This window comes from Asaia sp. W19 (genome assembly GCF_003994335.1).
Lineage (GTDB): Bacteria > Pseudomonadota > Alphaproteobacteria > Acetobacterales > Acetobacteraceae > Asaia.
Map to the genome: position 1 here is coordinate 32,132 of NZ_PNQZ01000043.1, position 18,332 is coordinate 50,463.

An 18,332-nucleotide genomic window follows, 5' to 3' on the forward strand; every position below is an offset into this window, starting at 1 on the left:
GATCATGGCCCGGAAAACGCAGCTTCTCCCAAAAATCGCGCTCGGAGTGGTCGGCTGGGCCGTCGCACTCTGGATCTTCTTTCCTATCTTCTGGATGGTCCTGACGGGGTTCAAGACCGAGATGGATGCCATCTCGACCCCGCCGCATCTCATTTTCCACCCGACCCTGCAGAGCTATCACGACGTGTTCGCGCAGGAGAACTACTGGCACTTCACTTTCAATACGGTGCTGATGTCGGTCTTCGCGACCGGCGGCGCGCTGCTTCTGGGCGTGCCCGCCGCCTATTCCATGGCGTTCTTCCCCGGCAAGCGGACACGCGGCACCCTGCTCTGGATGCTCTCGACCCGTATGCTGCCGCCCGTGGGTGTGCTTGTGCCTGTGTACCTGATCGCGCGCTCAACCCACCTGCTCGATACCATCGTCGGGCTCGGCATCATCAATCTGCTGACCAATCTGCCGATCATCGTCTGGATGCTCTACACCTTTTTCAAGGAAGTTCCGGTGCCCATTCTCGAGGCCGGACGCATGGACGGGGCCAATCGCTGGCAGGAAATCAGCGTGGTGCTGCTCCCCCTGGCCCTGCCCGGCATCGCCTCGACCGCGCTTTTGTCTCTCATCCTGTGCTGGAACGAGGCCTTCTGGTCGCTGAACCTGACGTCTTCCAATGCAGCCCCCCTGGCGAGCTTCATTGCGTCCTTTTCCTCCCCCGAGGGGCTCTTCTTCGCCAAGCTTTCGGCGGCCTCCACCCTAGCAGTGGCACCGATCTTGGTATTCGGCTGGTTTAGCCAGAAACAGCTCGTGCGCGGCCTCACTTTCGGCGCCGTCAAATGACCCTTTCTTTCGGATTCACACGCTCTTTCGGAGTGACCCATGGCTAAAGTTGAACTGCGCGATATCCGCAAGACCTATCACGCCGAAGAAATCATCAAGGGTGTTTCTCTCGACATCAACGACGAGGAATTCGTCGTCTTCGTCGGTCCCTCGGGCTGCGGTAAGTCCACACTGCTGCGGATGATCGCCGGGCTGGAGGAAATCTCGGCGGGCGATCTCCTGATCGATGGCAAACGGGTCAATGATATCGAGCCCGCAAAGCGCGGCCTCGCCATGGTCTTTCAGTCCTATGCGCTCTACCCGCATATGAATGTCTATCAGAATATGGAATTCGGCCTGAAGCTGGCAGGCATGCCCGAGCCCGAGCGTCGTCAGAAGATCAACGACGTCGCGAAGACGCTGCAGCTCGATTCCTATCTCAAGCACAAACCGGGACAGCTTTCAGGTGGGCAGAGACAGCGTGTGGCCATCGGACGCGCCATTGTGCGCAACCCGAAGGTCTTCCTTTTCGACGAGCCGCTCTCCAATCTTGACGCGGCTCTGCGTGGGCAGATGCGCGTCGAACTCGCAACGCTGCATCGTCGCCTGAAGGCAACAACAATCTATGTCACCCATGACCAGGTCGAGGCCATGACCATGGCGGACAAGATTGTGGTGCTGCAGAAAGGCGTCGTCGAGCAGGTGGGCTCCCCGCTCGAACTCTATCACCATCCGCGCAACCTGTTCGTTGCGCGGTTCATAGGCTCGCCCCCCATGAACTTCCTGCCTGTGACCGTACGCAGCGTAACCGAGAGCGGAATTATGGTGGCGATCGACCATGGCGCACCGGTTACGGTGCCGGTTCTCCCGGGCGAGACCGCCTCGGCCGAGGCCATGACGCTCGGGGTTCGGCCGGAGCACATCGTCCTCGATCCGCAGGGTGAGATTACCGGCACGATCCGCATGGTTGAACGTCTCGGCGCGCTCACGCTGCTGCACGTCGCGCTTCCTGATGGGGCGCTCATTATCGTGCAGACCGATGGCGATCATGGCGGCGAGGTCGACGCTCCCGTTGGGCTGCGCGTGCTCGCTGAAAATTGTCACCTTTTCGATGCAAGAGGGATGGCGCTTACCAAGCTCGTGCGTCACCGTCTTGCCGGTTAACTAGAGAGTTCTCGACCATGTATATGGAAAAACTGCGCCTCGACGGGCGCGTGGCCGTCATCACCGGCGGCGCCCAGAATATCGGCCTCTGCTGCGCCTCGGCTCTGGCCGAAGCGGGTGCCCATGTGGTGATCGCCGATCTCGACGGCGAAAAAGCTGCTGAATCGGCGAAGGGGCTGGTTGCCCAGGGGTTCAAATCCTGCAGCGTCGCCATGGACGTGACCTCGGAAGCGAGCGTGACCTCGGCTGTCGACACCATCATGAAGCGTCATGGCAAGCTCGACATTCTGGTCGCGAATGCGGGTCTGTGCATTTCCGAGGTCAAGGCCGAAGACATGACGGAAGATCAGTGGCTCAAACAGATCAATGTCAATCTGAACGGTGTTTTCCGCTGCTGTCAGGCCGCCGGCAAGATCATGATCCAGCAGAAATCCGGCGCGATCGTGGCGATCGGCTCGATGTCCGGCCTGATCGTGAACCGTCCGCAGGAGCAGGCCGCGTATAACGCCTCGAAGGCCGGTGTGCACCAGTATATCCGCTCGCTCGCAGCGGAATGGGCGCCCCATGGCATTCGTGCGAATGCGGTTGCTCCGACTTATATCGAGACAACCCTGACGCGTTTTGGCATGCAAAAGCCCGCGCTCTACGACCGCTGGGTGGATGGAACACCTATGGGTCGTGTAGGGCAGCCGGAAGAAGTGGCTTCGGTGGTCCAGTTCCTGGCTTCAGATGCCGCCAGCCTCATGACTGGCTCGATTGTCAGCGTCGATGGTGGCTTCACCGTCTGGTAATATCGCTCCCCGTCTGGAACGATGATCCAGGGGCGGGAAACTTTGGATTGGCGATGGGCGGAATCCCGCCCATCGCTTTCCCAGGTCAGGATCTGACTGCGTCTGCCCTGGCGAGTGCGCGCTGCGTCGCTGGCCTCGCCTCGATGGTTTCACGCCAGGCCTTGATCGCCGGGAAGTCATCGAGCGTGATTCCCTGCTCTTTCCAGGTACGAGTCCAGGGATAAGTCGCCATATCGGCAATGCCGTATTCGGCCCCTGTTACAAACGGGCTCGCCCGGAGCCGCGTTTCCAACACGCCATAGAGGCGTTTGGTCTCATCCTGATACCGTTTGATGGCATAGGGAATTTTCTCTGGCGCATAGAGAGCAAAATGGTGGTTCTGGCCGAGCATCGGACCAAAACCGCCCATCTGCCAGAAAAGCCATTCCAATGCTGCAATCTTGCCACGCGGGTCAGCGGGCAGGAAGCGTCCCGTCTTCTCTGCGAGATAGAGCAGGATTTCTCCCGATTCAAAAACACTCAGCGGCGAACCGCCATCTGCCGGTTCGTGATCGACGATGGCTGGCATCTTGTTGTTGGGGGAGATCTTCAGGAAATCCGGCGCGAACTGGTCGCCTTTGCTGATGTTCACCGGAATGATCCGATACTCCAGCCCCGCTTCCTCGAGGAAGAGAGTAATCTTGTGGCCGTTTGGGGTGGGCCAGTAATACAGATCGATCATGGGCGTCCTTCCTGATCCTGAGGCGGATCAGTCGGTAACGCCCCCCAATACATAGCGTTCAAGACCGATGGCGAAACCCTCTTCCTCGCATGAGGTCGAAACATGGGTCGCTGCCGCCTTGACGGTGTCATTCGCCTGCCCCATCGCAATCGACATGCCGCTTTTGGCGAACATCAGCATGTCGTTCGGTTGATCACCCATGGTCACCATCGCGGAGGCCGGAATGTCGAACAGCGTTTCGAGAGTCGTCACAACGCCACCCTTGTTCGCCTCGCGATTGGTAACATCGACGTAATAGGGCTGTGAGCAGGCAGCCGAGGCGGTGTTGCCAAGGGCCTCCTGAAGGTCCCGTTCAAGCTTCTGCATCAGAACGGCATCATCGCTGACACCCGTGATCTTCACGACGTCATGCAGATGACGGGTCACGTCATCTGCACGGGGCGCGAATTTGACTGTCCATTCCTCACGCGAGACATGGGGCGCATCCAGATCGCTCACGATCCATTCATGGCTCGTGTAAACCCAGGGGTCTGCCCCGTGATCGCGTATGAGCTTCAGAACCGTCTCTGCCTGATCATGAGTCAGACGTTTGGTTTCGATGACGCTCCAGTCCGGATGGACCAGAACGCCACCATTGAAACCGGCGATCGGCAGATCGATCGCCAGAGGTTCAATCAGCATCGCCATGCCACGTGGCGGACGACCGCTCGTAATGGCGAACCGTATACCCCGCTCACGCAGGGCCTGAACGGCACGGATAGCCCGTGGTGTGAGGATCTTGTCCCTCGTCACCAATGTTCCATCCACATCGGCGAGGACGAGTTGAACCTGCGGTTTCATCAGGCCTTTTCACCTTTCCACTGCCAGTTGCGGATTTCAGGCATGTCTTCACCGTATTGCGCGATGTACCGCTTATGCTCGACGAGCTTGTCGTTGATCATCTGCGTGACATAGGCCGCATGACCTGAGAGGGCGGGAACACGACGCACAGCATTGAGAATGATGTGGAAGCGATCCAGATTATTCCGCACCGTCATGTCGAACGGTGTGGTCGTCGTGCCTTCCTCGCGGAAACCATGGACATGGAAGTTCGCCCGGTTGCTCCGACGATAGATCAAGCGATGCACAAGCTGCGGGTAGCCGTGGAAAGCAAAGAGAACCGGCTTGTCCTTCGTAAACAGGTTGTCGAACGTCACGTCGTCCAGACCATGCGGATGCTCGCTCGGTGACTGAAGCGTCATCAGATCAACCACATTCACAAAGCGCACCTTGATGTCGGGGGCGTGTTCGCGCAGCAATTGCACGGCGGCCAGCGCCTCGACCGTCGGTACGTCGCCCGCAGACGCGATCACGAGGTCAGGGTCATACCCCTTGTCGTTGCTGGCCCATTGCCAGATGCCAATACCCTGGCTGCAATGCGCGATGGCGGCATCGATATCAAGCCACTGATGCTCAGGCTGCTTGCCTGCCACGATCACGTTGATGCGGTCCCAGCTCTCAAGGCAGTGCTTGGCCACGTAGAGCAGGGTGTTGGCATCGGGCGGCAGATACACGCGGGCGATATCGGCCTTTTTGTTCACCACGTGATCCATAAACCCCGGATCCTGATGGCTGAAGCCGTTATGGTCCTGACGCCAGACATGCGAGGTCAGCAGATAGTTCAGCGAGGCGATCGGACGGCGCCACTGGACTTCCTTGGCCGATTTGATCCATTTGGCGTGCTGGTTGACCATCGAATCCACGAGATGGACGAACGCCTCGTAGCACGAGAAGAAACCGTGACGACCAGTGAGCAGATACCCTTCGAGCCAACCCTGGATCGTGTGTTCGCTCAGGATCTCCATGACCAGCCCGTCTGCCGCCAGATGGTCGTCGTAAGAAAACTTGTCTGCGACCCAGGCGCGATTGGTCACCTCGAGCACATCGTTGAGACGGTTCGAGTTGTTTTCATCCGGTGACAGCACGCGGAAATTGCGGCTCTCCAGGTTCATTTTCATGACGTCACGCAGCCACGCTCCGAGGATACGGGTGCTTTCGCCCTGCACTGCACCCGGAGACGGAACGTCGAGTGCGTGGGTCTCGATATCCGGCATACGCAGGGGGCGACGCAGCTGCCCACCATTGGCATGCGGGTTGTCGCTCATACGCAGAGTACCCTCCGGCGCCAGCGCGGCGATCTCGGCGTGGAGGCGACCGTTTTCGTCGAAGAGCGTCTCGGGCTTGTAGCTACGCATCCAGTCTTCGAGAATCTTCAGGTGACCCGGCTTCTCGATATCGGTCAGCGGCACCTGATGGGCGCGCCAATAGCCCTCACAACGCTGGCCGTCCACTTCCTTGGGGCCGGTCCAGCCCTTGGGTGTGCGCATGATGATCATGGGCCAGGTGGGACGCTCGGCGTTGTTCTCTGTACGGGCGCGCTTCTGGATTTCCGCGATCTTGTCGAAACAGACATCCATGGCATGGGCCATGAGTTGATGCACCGTGTCGCGATCATCCCCAGCCACGATGATGGGTTCGTAGCCGTAACCGCGGAACAGATCGAGCAGCTCGGATTCAGGGATACGGGCCAGAACGGTCGGGTTGGCGATCTTGTATCCATTCAGGTGCAGGATCGGGAGGACGGCACCGTCGTTACGCGGGTCGAGGAACTTGTTGCTGTGCCACGACGTCGCGAGCGGGCCGGTTTCCGCCTCACCATCGCCAACCACGCAGGCGACGATCAGATCGGGGTTATCGAGTGCCGCACCATAGGCGTGAGAGATCGAATAGCCGAGTTCGCCGCCTTCATGGATGGAGCCAGGGGTGGTCGCCGCCACGTGGCTGGGGATGCCGCCGGGGAACGAGAACTGCTTGACCAGGCGGCCTACGCCCTCGACATCCTGCGAAATCTCGGGGAAGTACTCGCTATAGGTGCCTTCCAGATAGGTCGCTGCCACGACGCCCGGAGCGCCATGGCCAGGCCCCGCGATGAAGAGCACGCTCTTCTGACGTTCCTTGATAATACGGTTCAGGTGCAGATAAAGCAGGGTCAGACCCGGCGTGGTACCAAAATGGCCGAGCAGGCGGGGCTTGACGTGCTCGATCTTCAGCGGCTCGCGCAGCAGGGCATTGTCGAGCAGATAGATCTGGGCAACCGAGAGATAGTTCGCAGCCTGCCACCACTGGTCGAACAGGGCTATTTGCTTGGCGCTTAGCGGATTTTTTTCGCTCATGATGTGTGACATCCTTCCATTATTCTTCTTGTGTGTCGGAAGATCGTTTTTTCTTCATCCGCAGGGACAACCAGCACTGTTGGCCCTCCTGAACGCCTGCTGATCACAGGTCGGCTTGCAAGATTTGCATCTTCGCAAATCTGGATGTCGAGGAATCTGAGTCGCTGGCAGACAGCCTGACGGAAGGTGGCATCGTTCTGCCCGATCCCTCCCGTAAAGACGAGCGCATCGAGCCCGCCCATCTGTGCGATCAACCCTCCAGCCTGCTGTACGAAGCGCTCGACGAACATGTCCAGCGCAAGCTGCACATTCTCGTCGGCGTCATTTTCCCGCAGGGTACGCATGTCGCTCGAAACGCCGGATACGCCGAGCAGTCCCGAACGGTAATAGAGAACATCCTGCACTTCCTTGGGCGAAAGCCCCTTCTGTTGCAGGAGGTAGAGCACGGCTCCGGGGTCAATGGCACCGCATCGTGTTCCCATCATGAGCCCGTCCAGTACGGTGAGACCCATGGTTGTGGCCACGCTGCGCCCGTGCATCAGCGCGCACAGGCTCGCACCGTTACCGATATGGGCTACGAGCACTCGCTTATGAGCAATGGCGGGAAACCGCGCCTCCAGCTCATTGGCGATATAATCGTATGAAAGGCCATGGAACCCATACACCCGCGCGCCGCCCTCGAGGAGCTCGGCGGGCAGCGGAAGCCGCGTGCGCACAGTCGGAATGGTATGGTGGAACGAGGTATCGAAACAGGCGATCTGGAGCAACTCTGGCTTCTCCTGCATCAACAGGCGCATCGGGGCAATACTGGGCGGCTGATGCAGCGGAGCCAGCGGAACCAGGGAGTCGAGTTGAGCCAGTGTCTTCTCGTTGATCCGGGCCGGTCCCTCGAAATGGGCGCCGCCATGAACCACCCGGTGCCCTACAGCCCCGATATCGCGCCCTGTCTCATGGGATTCGACGAAGTTCAAAACGTGCCGGATCATCTCGCCATGGGCATTACCGGTCTTGGCGCCGGTTTCGATCACCATGCGCTTGCTGACACCGTCAGGCGTGCGCGTCGTCAGCACAGCCCCGCCGGACTGATACTCGACCAGACCTGAGAGCAATCGCTCCGCCTCGCCCTGTTCATCGAACAGGGCAAACTTGATGCTCGACGAGCCGGAATTAAGCGTGAGAATGATTCTGCTTTGAGACACGTAACGACCTCGAAATGCATGGCGGCATTGCCAACATCCAGGGCTTAAACCCCGCCTCGTCTTGCGGGTTCAAACATAACATCGAGGTAATAGGGGACTATAGCCACCCGATTTCTATATTTGTCAGGTTTATCCGACGTTTAACGCGTCAGTAACAGTGCTAATTACACGGCTTTGTGAAACGATCACTCTGCATAGCCGCACGGAACGCCCCCAAACGGGCGGGAACAAATCGTGCCACGCGAGGGGTACGATTGCTCGAAAGGCAGAAATACACGAAGGGAACGGTCAGACCACCAAGCGGCGGCACCGTCCACGATAAACGGGGGTGATAAACGCCTGAATGATCTGGTGATGTCGTGTCCGACAGGGCGCGTTAACCCCGTCGGACAGAAATTCAGCGCGCCTTTATTGGGGCGCGCGGGAGTCAGCGTGCGCGAGGACGCGAGGGGCGACCGCCTGCGGGCCGGTTACCTGCAGGACGCCCTTCAGGACGCTTGCCCTCGCCGTTGCGCGGCGCGGCGCCGGGGCGACCACCGCCCGAGCGCTGTCCGCCACCACGCGGCTGGTTGCGGCCACGTCCACCGCCGCCCAGGACAGGCGGGCGCATGGTCGAGTTCTGGGCGTCTTCGGAATGGAAAGGATGATCGGTTACGACCGGAATGGCCTTGCCGATCAGCTTTTCGATATCCTTGAGCCAGGCGCGCTGTTCGGCGTCACAGAGTGATACGGCCCACCCATCCCGGCCGGCACGTGCGGTACGACCGATACGGTGGACATAGCTTTCGGCGATGTTCGGCAAGTCATAATTGAAGACGTGGCTCACATCATCCACATCGATCCCGCGTGCAGCGATATCGGTCGCGACCAGTACCTTGACCGATCCGTCCCGGAACCCGGCCATGGCACGCTCGCGCGCCCCCTGGGACTTGTTGCCGTGAATGGCTTCAGAGCGGATGCCCTCGGCATTGAGGAAATCGGCCACCTTGTTGGCTTCATGCTTCATAAGCGTAAAGACAACGGCGCGTTGGACCTTGGGATTTTTTACCAGCAGAAGCGTCGCCGCGCGCTTGTCTTCCGACTTCACGAACATCACACCTTGACGGATGCGGTCGACCGTCGAAGAAGGCGGCGTTACCTCGACCTTGGCAGGATCATGGAGCAGCGAATGCGCCAGCTCCTCGATCGCCTTGGGCATGGTGGCCGAAAAGAGCACGGTCTGACGGTTCTTCGGCAGCAGAGCCACAATGCGCCGGATATCGCGCACGAAACCCATATCCAGCATGCGATCTGCCTCATCGAGCACCAGCACCTCAAGATCGTGGAGATCGATATGGCCCTGACCGATGAGATCGAGCAGACGTCCCGGCGCCGCAGTCAACACGTCCACGCCGCGGCGCATCGCCTCGACCTGACGCCCCTGCCCCACGCCGCCGAAGATCACGGCGTGGCGAAGCTTCATGTGACGGGCATAGGCCTTGAAACTGTCATCGATCTGGGCAGCCAGCTCGCGGGTCGGCGCCAGAACGAGCACGCGCGCGCTCTTGGGTGTCAGCGGGCGCGGATGGGTCAGCAGACGATGCAGGGCAGGCAGGGCAAACGCCGCGGTCTTGCCGGTTCCCGTCTGGGCAAGACCGAGCAGATCGCGCCCTTCCAGAAGATACGGGATGGCGCCGGCCTGGATCGGGGTCGGTGTGGTGTACCCTTCCTCAGCAAGGGCGCGCTGGATTGGCGTGGCAAGCTGAAGATCGGCAAAACTGGTCATGAAGGAAGCGCCTCCTCTGGCGACGAGCCGCATTCACTGATGCTGGCTCGCAGGATGACGCCTCTTGGCCCGGACGTCACAAGGGTAAAAGGGAGATCCGGGACTGGCGAAGCGGGTCACGCGACTGCGTCAGACACCTGACGCCGGGACCTGCTGTGCCAAATCTGGACCGGGGAGGACCCCATATAGGCAGAGCCCTCCCCGGACGCAAGCGATTACGCTTATAAAACAGCAGCGCAGCGTTGCCGTGGGCAATCAGTCCCCATCAGGCAAAACGGTTTTCGATGATCGTCTCCTCAAGCGGGAGATGACCGCCATGGGGAGGGTATTCGCCGGATTTCTTGCCGATCGCGACGAACATGACGACTTCATGGTCAGACGGGAGATTGATCAGCTCGCCCACAGCCTTGAAATCGAACCCGTCCATCGGGCAGGACTGATAGCCGTGAGCAGCAGCTGCAAGCATCAGCGCATAGGCCGCCATCCCGGCGGAGCGGATGCCTTCATCACGCTGCATCTGCTCGTTACCGCTATAGAACTGATGGATCATGCCTTCATAGGTGGTCTGCATTTTTTCAGGCGCAGCCGCCCAGTAACGCGCGGGGTTCTTTTCCCAGGCCTTGAAGTCAGCGCAGAGCACGATCAGCGCGCTCGCCTCTTCCACCTGTGGCTGATTCCAGGAGACGGCGCGGATCTTCTGCCGCAGTGTCGGATCGGTCACGACGACGAAGCGCGTATGCTGGATATTGAACGCCGTCGGTGCGTGTCGTCCGGCATCCAGGATATCACGCAACTCGTGCTCGGGAATGGTGACGGAAGGATCGAAGCGCTTGGTCGCGCGACGCTCGGCAATGGCGGTCAGGATATCAGTCATGAGAACTCCGCTTTCCTGCCCCGCAGGGTCCTGGGGGCGTGGGTGTTGTACCGGAACGCCGGATGCAAACACGGGGTTCACCACGCTGTAAAGCCTTATTTCGATCAAAGTCGAAACGTTATCCTCAGGAGGGGGCGCAGTCTCGCGTCAGCGACGCCTCAGCAGGAAGAGTGCCTGCTCGCCGAAAAGATTGGCCAGCCTGATCGATCGTCGCCAGGGGGCTCGCTCTCCCGCCTCGTCGATGGCGAGCCAGCGATCGATCACATAGCCCTCTGACTCGCAGAGCTCGAGAAAGTCCTGAATGGTGCATGGATGGATATTGGGCGTCTCATACCATGGCGTGTGCCACACCTTGTTCATCGGCATACGCCCGCTCAGCAGGATCTGAAGCCGCAAACGCCAATGACCGAAATTCGGAAAGGATACGATTGCGTGACGCCCGATGCGCAGCATCTGGCGCAGCACCTCGCGGGGCTTCTCTACAGCCTGCAAGGTGCGCTGCAGCACCACGTAATCGAAGGCATCGTCTGAATAATGCACCAGGTCCTGATCCGCATCGCCATGCATGACCGGCAGGCCATGAGCGACGGAACGTGTAACCTCCCGCATGTCGATCTCGATCCCGCGCGCATCGCATTGTCGCGTTTTGAAGAGGTGATCGATCAGCGCGCCGTCGCCGCTGCCTACATCGAGCACCCGTGTCCCCGGAGCGATCATCTCAGCGATGAGTTGCTGATCAAGACGCATGCGAAGCCCCTTCCGTTACAACGGTTCCGCTTTCGACAGGCACGTCCTTATCCGGCGCAGAGCGCTGGCTCAGCCCGGCCTGTTCGGCAGCACCATTGATGAAGCCACGCATCGTCCGGTCCAGATCGGGCTCCTCAAGCAGGAAGGCATCGTGCCCACGATCACTCTCGATCTCGACAAACGAGACGTTCACACCAGCCCGGTTGAGGGCCCGCGCCAGAAGACGGGACTGCGACGTGGGGAAAAGCCAGTCAGAGGTGAAGGAAATGATGCAGAACCGCGTCTCACAATGGCGGAAAGGCGCCGAGAGATCGCCATCGTAATCGGCGCTCAGATCGAAGTAATCGAGCGCGCGCGTGATGGTAAGATAGGAGTTTGCATCGAACCGGCGCACGAAGCTTGAACCCTGATGGCGCAGGTAACTCTCCACCTCGAAAATCTCGCCGAAGAGCGAGTTCCCCGAGGCCACCGCCTCATGGGAGGGTACGGCATCGCGCCGGGTACGCCTGCCGAATTTCTGGGTGAGCGCTTCCTCGGAAAGATAGGTGATGTGCGCCATCATGCGCGCCACAGCCAGCCCCTTGGCAGGTATGGTGTCCATCGCCCAGTAGCGCCCACCATGCCAGTCGGGATCACCACAGATCGCCTGACGGCTGACTTCGTTGAACGCGATATTCTGCGCGGAATGGAACGGTGCGGTAGCGATAGGCATGGCAGCCCCCACGCGTTCGGGGAAGCTCGCGACCCATTGCAACACCTGCATACCGCCCATCGAGCCGCCTATGGCGGCGAACAGGCGCTTGATACCGAGATGGTCCAGCAGCCTGGCCTGCGCGAACACCATGTCCCGTATGGTGATCGGTGGAAAATCCGTGCCCCAGGGCTCGCCGGTCTCCCTCAGCGTTTTCGGTCCCGAGGACCCCATACATCCGCCCAGAACATTGACACAGATCACGTAAAAACGGTCGGTATCAATAGCGCAGCCTGGCCCGACGGCCCGGCCCCACCAGCCGGGTTTGCCCGTGACCGGATGGGTTTCAGCGACATACTGGTCACCTGTCAGGGCATGACAGACTAGGATGACATTATCCTTACGCGGCGAGAGCGTGCCATAGGCGCAATAGGCCACGTCGAGTGGGGCGATATGCGCCCCGCATTCGAGCGTCAGCCCCCCGTCAAGCCTCACCGCAAACGCTGTGGGAGATCCGGCGTGCGTCATGACACGCGCTTCGGGCGCGCGCATTCGCTGCCCCCCCGGCTGCACGTCCGAACCGTCCGACATGCTGGCCCCAAGGGCCGCCCCGTCATGCACAATGATCTCGCGACACAGGCCGTGTGCTCCCAAGGAAATGCTGCGCGCGTCTCGCCGCAGGCTGAACATGACGACCAAACCGCCCGTACCATCCGGTCACGCCAACCGCAGCAACGCGACCAGAATGCCATGGCAGAATAATAAGCCAGCGGTTTTGGGGGGAGAGATATGCCATTGCTCGAGCGTTCCCGCAATTCCCTCACACAATCCAGGGGACACGGTTCCGAGCTGACCCTGAGGTCAGCATTTCTCCCGTCTAAACAGCGCATTGCAGAATAATTGCATCTTCGCTCAAATGAATGTTAGGCAGCGCGACTTGAGGCGATTAATGTTTTTTTAACGAATCGACGAAGGGAGACCGATCATGCCCACAGTTCTACGCTGCATCGGGCATTCAGGCCTGTTCGACACGGCGTTCTACCTGTCACGCAATCCGGATCTCCAGGATCTGGGGAGTGGCGCACTCGCGCATTATCACAGCACAGGCTGGCGCGAAGGACGCAAACCCAACCCGTTTTTCGACCCTGGCTGGTATCTCGCCCGCTACCGGGATGTGACAGAGGACCCCCTGCATCATTACCTCACCCGAGGCGAGTACGAGGGACGCCGCCCGGTCCCCTGGTTCGATCCGATCTGGTATCGTCAGGCCAATCAGGTGCCGGTCAACATGAATGCCCTGGCGCATTACCTCGCCAACAGGCGTCTCCCTGACATCCATCCCATGCCGGAATTCGACCCTGTATTTTATCTTCAGAATAATCCGGATGTGGCCGCCTCGGGCATGGACCCCGTCGAGCACTATATGGTGCAAGGGTTCCGTGAGGCGCGACGCCCTTTCGCGGGGTTCGATCCGGCTTTCTACCGGCAGCGCTATCTGCGTCACCAACCCGAAGTCAATGCGTTCCTGCACTGGCTCGACCATCGCCATGAGCCGGGCATCTTTCCAGCCCTTCCCGCCCACGAGACGACCATTGCCCGCGAAATCCGCCGACGCACCCAGCCTGCTGCGGAGTTCGAAGAGCATCAACCGCTGCCTGATGCCTCACTGCGTCGGGCACGCGTGCTCGCTTATTACCTGCCGCAATTTCATCCCGTCGAGGCCAATGACCGCTGGTGGGGCAAGGGCTTCACGGAATGGACAAATCTGAGCCGCGGTGTTCCCCGCTTTGCCGATCACTATCAGCCAAGAACCCCGCGAGATCTGGGCCATTACCGGCTCGACAGTGCCGAGACACTGCGCCGTCAGGCGAAAATGGCGCATGAGAGCGGGGTCGAAGGCTTTATCTTCTATCATTACTGGTTCAACGGCACACGACTGCTCGAACAGCCCATGGAGATCCTGCTTCGCTCGCCCGAAATCTCGCTTCCGTTCTGCCTCATGTGGGCCAATGAAAACTGGAGCCGTCGCTGGGATGGCGGAGATCAGGACATCCTGATCTCGCAGGACTACCGTTGCGAAGATGACGAAGCCCTGATCGCGGATTTCGCACGACACATGCGTGACCCCCGATATATTCGTTTTGGTGAACGCCCTGTACTCATGATCTACCGTCCGGGTGCCATTCCCAAAGCGCAACAGCGCCTGCGCAGATGGCGCGCGCTGTTTAGGGAGCAAGAGGGGATCATGCCGGTCTTCGTCATGGCCCAGGCATTCGACGACCATGATCCGCGCCATTTCGGCATGGATGCGGCGATCGAGTTCCCGCCACACAAGCTGACCTGCACCTGCACCCCCATCGAAGACCGCCTCGACATTCTCGATCAGGACATGACGGCCCGGGTCTATGATTATGCCGAATTGGTCGACAAGGCGCTGGCCGACCCCGCCCCCGCTTTTCCACTCATACGCACGGTCAGCCCCTCATGGGACAATGACGCCCGAAGACAGGGGGCGGGACTGGTCCTGCATGGTTCGACCCCTGCCCTTTACGAGCGGTGGCTGAGTGAGACGATCGAGAAGGCGCGAGATAATCCGGTCTTCGGAGAAACGCTGGTCTGTATCAACGCCTGGAATGAATGGGCAGAGGGCGCCTATCTCGAACCCGACGTGCATTATGGCGCCGCCTACCTCAATGCAACGGCACGCGCTGTCACACGCTTGCGCGGCGGATTGGGCAAGACACGTCTGTTGCTGATCGGCCATGATGCTTTCCCGGCTGGCGCCCAGATGCTTTTGCTCTCGCTCGGCAAGGCGTTGCAAAGAAATCACGGGCTCGACATCGCGTTTCTGCTTCTGGGCGGGGGCGAAATGCTTCCCCAGTACCGGCAGGTCGCAACCGTGGAAATTCTTCGGCCCGGCGAGCCAGCATGCCGTGAGCGACTGGCCTCCCTGCGCATCGAGGGCTTCGGTGCAGCCCTCATGAACAGCGCTGTCACCACCGTTCTGACGCCTGATCTGGTTGAAGCCGGCATCCCCTTCACCCTACTGATCCACGAACTTCCCGGGATGATCCGCCACCACGACCTCGAACGCCCGCTGGCCGAGGCCATGAAGCGCGCATTTGGGCTGATCGTTCCCGGCGCCATGCTGACCCGTATCTGCCCGAATGCGCACATCCTGCCCCAAGGCTTGTACAACCCGGTGACTTTCACCCCCGAGGACAGACTGCGCGTACGTCAGGCTTACGGCATCCCTGCCCTCGCCCATGTGGTGATCGGCGTGGGCTACGGCGATACGCGCAAGGGGTTCGACCTCTTCCTGCAATTATGGAGCATGCTCCGCAGCCCGAGTTTCACCGCCCCGATCAATGGGCAGGAAACTGTCCGCCCTATCCATTTTCTCTGGGTGGGCGCCCTTTCTCCTGCCATCGAGACTGCGCTGGAATCAGATTTGAAACCGGCTCTCGACAGCGGCAATTTCCATCTGCCGGGACGGGTCGACAATGTCAGTCCGTTCCTCTCCGCAGCGGATCAGTTCGTTCTGACGTCACGCGAGGACCCATATCCATCTGCCGCGCTCGAGGCACTCGCCAGCGGCTTGCCCTGCGCGGCCTTCGCGCGCTGCGGCATGATCCCCGATCTCCTCGAAACCTTGGCAAGCGAGGGAGACACGCGCCATGCGATCCTCCAGCCGGGCGATCTTCCGGCGCTTGGGTCACTCATTCTCAAGGGCGCCCGGCTTCCACCTACCGCGAGGGGGCAGCGTTCCACGCTCGGGACCGCTCTGCGCGCGCGATTTTCCTTCGATGCCTATGCGGCGAAGGTGCTCGGGCGAGCGATGCCCGATTTACCCTGGATTTCAGTCGTTGTGCTTTCCTACAACTACGCACGCTATCTTGTGGCACGTCTTGCAACCATCTTTGCACAGGACTGTCCGGTTCTCGAGATTATCGTGCTGGATGACTGCTCGCAGGACGGGTCGGCCGATCTGGCCGAGCAGACGGCCGAGGCCTTCGCTCGTGGCGTGAGGATCATTCGTCAGACCCGTCAAAGCGGTTCGGTTTTCGCACAATGGCAACGCGCCGCTGAAATCGCACAGGGAAACTGGATCTGGATTGCGGAAGCAGATGATCTGAGTGAGCCTGAATTTCTTTCCTCGCTTGGGAGTCTCGCCGGGCAAGTGAAAGGGGCGGTCATGGCCTTCTGCGACAGTCGCCCGATCGATGGTGAGGGAATAAGCCTCGGCCCCGATTACCAGGATTACTACAGGAGTCATGTCGGGGCCCAACTTGGGCGCGACATGGTGATGCCAGGGCAGGATTTCGTCAGGAATTTTCTGGGCCACGCCAATCTGATCCTGAATGTGAGCGCCGTTTTGTTCAGACGCGAAGCATTCAACGCAGCCCTATCCGCCTGCATGGCAGAACTTGGCACCTATCGGCTGGCCGGTGACTGGCGCGTCTATCTGGAGATATTGATGCAGCCTGGCGCGCAAATCGCGTATCTTGCCCGCCCCCTCAACATCCATCGGCGCCATCAGCGTTCGGTGACAGGAGCTCTCGACGAGAGCGCTCATCTGGCTGAGATAGAGCGTCTACACGATGAGATCGCCACCCGCTTTGGACGGGCCGAGGATCTCATGCAGGCCCAAAAGCTTTATAGAGACGGATTACGCAGGCAATTCGGCCTCGAAGCCCCCCCGCGTGCGCGCCTCGCTCAGTGAGAGGGCCCAAGCCGTCGCGTAGCTTTAGAGCCGCGGGAGGAGATCAACGAAATTGCAGGGGCGGTGCCGATTATCGAGCTGATGAATCAGGATGTCGTCCCATCCATCCGCAACCGCCCCGGTCGAGCCGGGAAGCGCAAAGAGGAGAGTGCGCGATGCAATTCCGGCCAGGGCGCGGGACTGGATGGTGGCCGTGCCAATCTTGGCGTAGGAGAGCATCCGAAACAATTCTCCAAAGCCGGGTATCTCCTTGTCGATCACCCTCTGAAAGGCTTCGGGCGTCACATCGGGGCCGTGATCCCCGTCCCACCTGTCGTGATGATCACCTCGATATCCTCTCGGGCAATCCACAGCCTCAATCGCTCGACGATCTCGCCCAGTATGTCAGGCACAAGATCGCGCGCCGTCAGCATGTGACCCGCCTGGATGACGCGATCAGCGAGGATCTGCCCGGAACGATCAGTCTCCGGTGTTCGGGTATCGGAGATTGTCAGAATGGCTATCGCGCAGGGCCTGAAACCTCCCTCGTCCTTCTCTGTCACCGACCCGTCCCTTTCATGCTGCATTTGGCACGAGAGTATCACGCGATTTCCTCGGGACGGGAAGACACGGCGCAATGCGCAGCCATGATCGTAGCGATCACGCTCCAGTGACGATGGAGTGTTGCGAGGATTGTCTGGCGTGGTTAGGGTACGTCTCCCTAGTAGCTCCCAGGTGTTTGGACAGGTGATCTTGCTGGCGTTCTCCCCTTTACACGACCGGGCGTCTTCCACTGAAAGCCCCGAACGGTAATGAGCCTTCCTCCCGCGCCAAAAGCCCGTTTCGACGCCCCGCCGGAGCGGATCGCCTTTCTGGCTTCACCAACCGAAATCGCCCAGAAAACCCGGGCCAAATTTGTCGCCACCTATGGCGATACGCCGCTATGCGATGCAGAGGTCGTTGTTTGCCTTGGGGGAGATGGCTTCCTGCTGGAAGTGCTCCATAAGGTGACCGAACACGGCATACCGGCTTATGGGCTCAATTGCGGCTCGGTCGGCTTTCTCCTCAATACGGTTTCAGATGAAGATCTGATCGCGAGGCTCACCCGCGCCCAGGCCTCGGAACTTCATCCCTTGCGCATGAAAGCCACAGGGCGTGACGGCACACTCCATGAAGGGATCGCCTTCAATGACGTGTTCCTGTTTCGCCAGACGCGACAGGCCGTCAAGATCCGTATCGAGGTCGACCAGCGCGTCCGCCTGCCAGAACTGGTCTGTGACGGAGTGATCGTTGCAACCCCTGCAGGCTCGACCGCCTATAACCTTTCGGCTCACGGCCCAATTGTCCCTTTGACGGCCAATCTGCTGCCCCTGACGCCCATCTCAGCCTTCCGTCCGCGTCGGTGGCGTGGCGCGCTGTTGCCGTCGAGCGCGGTCGTGCGCTTCACATTGCTAGAACAGGATAAGAGGCCCTGCGCGGCGGTCGCGGATTTCCTTGAGGTCCGCGATGTCGTCGAGGCCACCGTGCGCGAGGATCGCTCGATCACGGCGACAATTTTGTTCGACCCTGATCACGGGCTGTCTGAGCGCATCATCGCGGAGCAATTCGCCGAGTAGACATCCAGATCAGCCATCTTCAACCGGCATAATAACAAG

13 protein-coding genes and 1 pseudogene are annotated in these 18,332 nt (G+C 60.0%); 5 read left to right on the top strand and 9 right to left on the bottom strand.

Features of this window, described 5'->3' with window-relative positions:
• Position 1 precedes the first annotated feature (1 nt).
• The 3 genes from C0V97_RS08415 to C0V97_RS08425 are packed head-to-tail and all read left to right on the top strand — an operon-like array spanning position 2 to position 2,766.
• Positions 2-832, top strand: a complete 831-nt coding sequence (locus tag C0V97_RS08415) for a carbohydrate ABC transporter permease (protein WP_370265283.1) — start codon at positions 2-4, stop codon at positions 830-832.
• Positions 833-871: 39 nt separating this feature from the next.
• Entirely contained in the window at positions 872-1,975 is a 1,104-nt protein-coding gene (locus C0V97_RS08420) for an ABC transporter ATP-binding protein (RefSeq protein WP_127102177.1), read from the top strand.
• 17 nt (positions 1,976-1,992) lie between these two features.
• Positions 1,993-2,766 (top strand): SDR family NAD(P)-dependent oxidoreductase, encoded by a 774-nt coding sequence (locus C0V97_RS08425; RefSeq protein WP_127102178.1) that lies wholly within the window; start codon positions 1,993-1,995, stop codon positions 2,764-2,766.
• An 85-nt stretch (positions 2,767-2,851) separates the two neighbouring features.
• On the opposite strand, the gene C0V97_RS08430 is transcribed toward C0V97_RS08425, so the two are convergent.
• The 8 genes from C0V97_RS08430 to C0V97_RS08465 all read right to left on the bottom strand — a co-directional run bounded on the left by C0V97_RS08430 (position 2,852) and on the right by C0V97_RS08465 (position 12,503).
• Positions 2,852-3,487 carry a glutathione binding-like protein gene (locus tag C0V97_RS08430; protein WP_127102179.1) on the bottom strand — a complete coding sequence of 212 codons (636 nt, stop codon included), beginning with the start codon at positions 3,485-3,487 and terminating at the stop codon, positions 2,852-2,854.
• A gap of 27 nt (positions 3,488-3,514) precedes the next feature.
• Positions 3,515-4,327, bottom strand: a complete 813-nt coding sequence (locus tag C0V97_RS08435) for a Cof-type HAD-IIB family hydrolase (RefSeq protein WP_127102180.1) — start codon at positions 4,325-4,327, stop codon at positions 3,515-3,517.
• On the bottom strand, positions 4,327-6,699 hold the full coding sequence (locus C0V97_RS08440) for a phosphoketolase (protein WP_127102181.1): 2,373 nt from the start codon (positions 6,697-6,699) through the stop codon (positions 4,327-4,329). Before C0V97_RS08440 ends, C0V97_RS08435 begins: the two co-directional genes overlap by 1 nt.
• On the bottom strand, positions 6,696-7,898 hold the full coding sequence (locus tag C0V97_RS08445) for an acetate/propionate family kinase (protein WP_127102182.1): 1,203 nt from the start codon (positions 7,896-7,898) through the stop codon (positions 6,696-6,698). The genes C0V97_RS08440 and C0V97_RS08445 overlap by 4 nt, the downstream gene beginning before the upstream one ends.
• Before the next feature lie 427 nt (positions 7,899-8,325).
• On the bottom strand, positions 8,326-9,663 hold the full coding sequence (locus C0V97_RS08450; RefSeq protein WP_127102183.1) for a DEAD/DEAH box helicase: 1,338 nt from the start codon (positions 9,661-9,663) through the stop codon (positions 8,326-8,328).
• Positions 9,664-9,928: 265 nt separating this feature from the next.
• Complete coding sequence (locus C0V97_RS08455; protein WP_127102184.1) at positions 9,929-10,537, bottom strand: nitroreductase family protein; 609 nt, start codon at positions 10,535-10,537, stop codon at positions 9,929-9,931.
• A 147-nt stretch (positions 10,538-10,684) separates the two neighbouring features.
• Positions 10,685-11,284 (bottom strand): methionine biosynthesis protein MetW, encoded by a 600-nt coding sequence (gene metW / locus C0V97_RS08460; RefSeq protein ID WP_127102185.1) that lies wholly within the window; start codon positions 11,282-11,284, stop codon positions 10,685-10,687.
• Complete coding sequence (locus tag C0V97_RS08465; RefSeq protein ID WP_199751757.1) at positions 11,274-12,503, bottom strand: homoserine O-acetyltransferase; 1,230 nt, start codon at positions 12,501-12,503, stop codon at positions 11,274-11,276. Before C0V97_RS08465 ends, metW begins: the two co-directional genes overlap by 11 nt.
• Before the next feature lie 457 nt (positions 12,504-12,960).
• On the opposite strand from C0V97_RS08465, the gene C0V97_RS08470 reads away from it, so the two are divergent.
• A complete protein-coding gene (locus tag C0V97_RS08470; RefSeq protein WP_127102186.1) occupies positions 12,961-16,698 on the top strand; it encodes a glycoside hydrolase family 99-like domain-containing protein in 3,738 nt (1,245 codons plus the stop codon).
• A gap of 24 nt (positions 16,699-16,722) precedes the next feature.
• Here C0V97_RS08470 and moaB read toward each other — a convergent pair.
• A pseudogene (gene moaB, locus C0V97_RS08475) lies at positions 16,723-17,264 on the bottom strand (molybdenum cofactor biosynthesis protein B).
• Positions 17,265-17,489: 225 nt separating this feature from the next.
• Between moaB and C0V97_RS08480 the strand changes: the two are divergent.
• Entirely contained in the window at positions 17,490-18,293 is an 804-nt protein-coding gene (locus C0V97_RS08480) for an NAD kinase (RefSeq protein WP_127102187.1), read from the top strand.
• Positions 18,294-18,332 lie beyond the last annotated feature (39 nt).